Below are 2,760 nucleotides of genomic sequence, written 5' to 3' on the forward strand. Positions count from 1 at the left end.
GGGTCTACGGCCACGAGCGCCGCGAGGGCCAGGACTTCGTGGTGGACGCGGTGCTGGAGGTGGACACCCGCCCGGCCGCGGCCAGCGACGACGTCGCCGACACGGTGCACTACGGGGAGCTGGCCTCGCGCCTGGTGGAGGTCGTCACGGGGGAGCCGGTGAACCTGCTGGAGACGCTGGCCGAGCGGCTGGTCCGGGTCTGCCTGGAGGAGAAGCCGGTGCGGCGCGCGGAGGTCACGGTGCACAAGCCGTCGGCGCCCATCCCGCACGCCTTCGAGGACGTCTCGGTGACCGTGGTCAGGGGGGTGGAGTGAGCATGGCGCGCACGGCCGTGCTGGCCCTGGGGTCCAACATGGGCGACCGGATGGCCACCCTGCAGGGGGCGGTGGACGCGCTCGCCGGACCCGGGTCCGCCCCGGGGTTGACGGCGGCCGCGGTCTCCCCGGTCTACGAGACCGCGCCGGTGGGCGGCCCCGAGCAGGGGCCCTACCTGAACGCGGTGCTGATCGCCGATTGCGCACTGGCCCCACACGAGCTGCTGGCCCGCACCCAGGAGGCGGAGAAGCGCTTCCACCGGGTGCGGGAGGTGCGGTGGGGGCCGCGCACCCTGGACGTGGACATCATCGCGCTGGGCGATGAGCTCAGCGCCGACCCGGATCTGACGCTGCCGCACCCGCGGGCGCACGAGCGCGCGTTCGTGCTGCGCCCCTGGGCCGACGCCGACCCCGGCGCCGTGCTGCCGGGGCGCGGCCCGGTGGCGGACCTGCTGGCGGCCGTGGCCGACCAGGAGGCGGACCGCCGGGACGACCTGCGTCTGGTCCTCCCGGGGCGGGGGGCCTAGACCGTGTCCCACGACGACCGGGAGTGGGGCCGCGACGAGCCGGAGAGCGGTCCCGGCCGGGGGCGGGGCCGCCCCGGCGGTCCCGACGACGAGGGGCGCATGCACCCCATCGGGTGGAAGGTGCCGATCGCGGTGGCGGTCGCCTCGGCGCTGGTGGCCTACCCGCTGGTGGCCGCCTTCTACAGCGCGCTGCCCCCGGTGCCCTGGACGGCGGTGCCGACCCTGCTCCTGCTGGCCGTCGGAGAGGCGATCACCGGCCACCACACCCGCCGCCGCATCCGCCGCGCGCCGGGGACCGAGCCCATCGAACCCTTGAGCGCGGCGCGGCTGGTGGCCCTGGCCAAGGCGAGCGCGCTGTTCGCGTCCCTGGCCGTGGGGGTGTTCGCCGGGATGGCGATGTACCTGGCGGGCCGGTTGCAGACCCCGCTGCCCAGGGAGGACTTCTTCACCTCGCTGGGCACCATGGCCGCGGGGATGGTTCTGTTCGGTGCGGCCGTGTTCCTGGAGTGGGCCTGCCGCGTCCCCGACGACGACTCCGAAGGCGAACCGGGCACGGCGTAGGCGCCCCACCCACCCGGCCGTCCCGGCGCCGCCTGGGACACGCACACACCTCGTGCGGCGCCCGCCGTGCCGCGCGCTCGGACGGATACGTATGCGGTCCGCACTCTCGCCCATGTCCCCGGCGCCCGCCGTGCGCTTGGATCGAAGCATGACGAACAACGACAGCACCTTCAGCACCGGCACCGACGGCGACATCCTCGTTCTCGGGGCGACCGGCAAGACCGGCCGCCGGGTGGTCCGGCGGCTCCGCGAGTCGGGCGCCCCGGTCCGCGCGGCGTCCCGCTCCAGCGAGGTCCCCTTCGACTGGACCGACCCCGGGACCTGGGGCCCCGCCCTGGACGGCGTGCGCGCCGTCTACCTGGTGGCACCCGAGGACCCCGCGCCCATCGGAGACTTCGTCGACCGTGCGGTCAAGGCGGGGACCGAGCGGTTCGCGGTCCTCTCCGGACACGGCATCCAGCACTCCGGGCCCGGCTTCGGGCTGGGCATGGCCACCGCCGAGGAGGCGGTCCGGGGGTCGGGGGCCGCGTGGACGATGGTCCGGCCGAACAACTTCTTCCAGAACTTCACCGAGGACCTGTGGCTGGAGCCGGTCCGCTCCGGGCGGCTGGCGCTGCCCATCGGCACCGTCCCCGAGCCGTTCATCGACGCCGACGATGTCGCGGCGGTCGCCGCGGCGGCGCTGACCGAGGACGGGCACGAGGGGCAGGTGTACGAGCTGTCCGGGCCGCGGGCCATCACGTTCGCCGAGGCGGCGCGGGCGATCGGCGAGGCCGCCGGGCGCGAGGTCCGCTTCGAGGAGCTGACCCCCGAGCAGTACCACGACGAGCTTGTTGCCCAAGGGCTCCCCGAGGAGGTGGCGTCGCTGCTCAACGCGATGTTCGCACTGCACCGCGACGGGCACACGGCCGACGTCGTGGACGGCGTCCAGCGCGCGCTCGGCCGCCCGGCCGCCGACTTCCACGAGTGGGTCCGCCGCACGGCCGCCACGGGCGTGTGGTCCTGACCCTGGTACGGACGTTGGGAAGCGCCCGGCCGGTGCACCTGGAGCCTGGACGGATGGGCCCCAGGCGGTACCGGCCGGGCGCGAACCTGTGCGCGCGGCGCGCCCCGGGACCCGTTCCGGCCCCTCTGCCGCTGCTCTCGGAAACGGCGGCGCCGGAACCGCGCCCGGAGGGGGCGTCCTTCCCGAGACCAGCCAGCGGGCGGGGCCGGACGGGTTCTTCTACCCCTTGCGCCGTGCCCTGAGGACCGTGTCGCGCGTGTGGTGCGCCCCCTCGGGCACGTCCGGCCGCGGGCGGACCTCGTTCACCTCGATGGTCCACCCGTCGTCGAGGACGGCGGCGACATCGGCGGGG

At 75.5% G+C, this 2,760-nt stretch carries 4 protein-coding genes; all 4 read left to right on the top strand.

Translation table 11 applies throughout. The annotated features are described in order from the left end of the window. Positions 1-314: dihydroneopterin aldolase (folB, locus tag D476_RS0103945; protein ID WP_017622679.1), on the top strand; the 314-nt coding region annotated here is incomplete at its 5' end. Positions 315-316: 2 nt separating this feature from the next. Further along, the gene (folK, locus tag D476_RS0103950) at positions 317-841 is read left to right on the top strand and encodes a 2-amino-4-hydroxy-6-hydroxymethyldihydropteridine diphosphokinase (protein WP_017622680.1); all 525 of its coding nucleotides are present in this window, start codon (positions 317-319) and stop codon (positions 839-841) included. Between the two features lie 3 nt (positions 842-844). Then, positions 845-1,402 carry a DUF3180 domain-containing protein gene (locus tag D476_RS0103955; RefSeq protein ID WP_017622681.1) on the top strand — a complete coding sequence of 186 codons (558 nt, stop codon included), beginning with the start codon at positions 845-847 and terminating at the stop codon, positions 1,400-1,402. 148 nt (positions 1,403-1,550) lie between these two features. Beyond that, positions 1,551-2,408 carry an NmrA family NAD(P)-binding protein gene (locus D476_RS0103960; RefSeq protein ID WP_017622682.1) on the top strand — a complete coding sequence of 286 codons (858 nt, stop codon included), beginning with the start codon at positions 1,551-1,553 and terminating at the stop codon, positions 2,406-2,408. Positions 2,409-2,760 lie beyond the last annotated feature (352 nt).

The organism is Nocardiopsis chromatogenes YIM 90109 (assembly GCF_000341185.1).
GTDB lineage: Bacteria > Actinomycetota > Actinomycetes > Streptosporangiales > Streptosporangiaceae > Nocardiopsis_A > Nocardiopsis_A chromatogenes.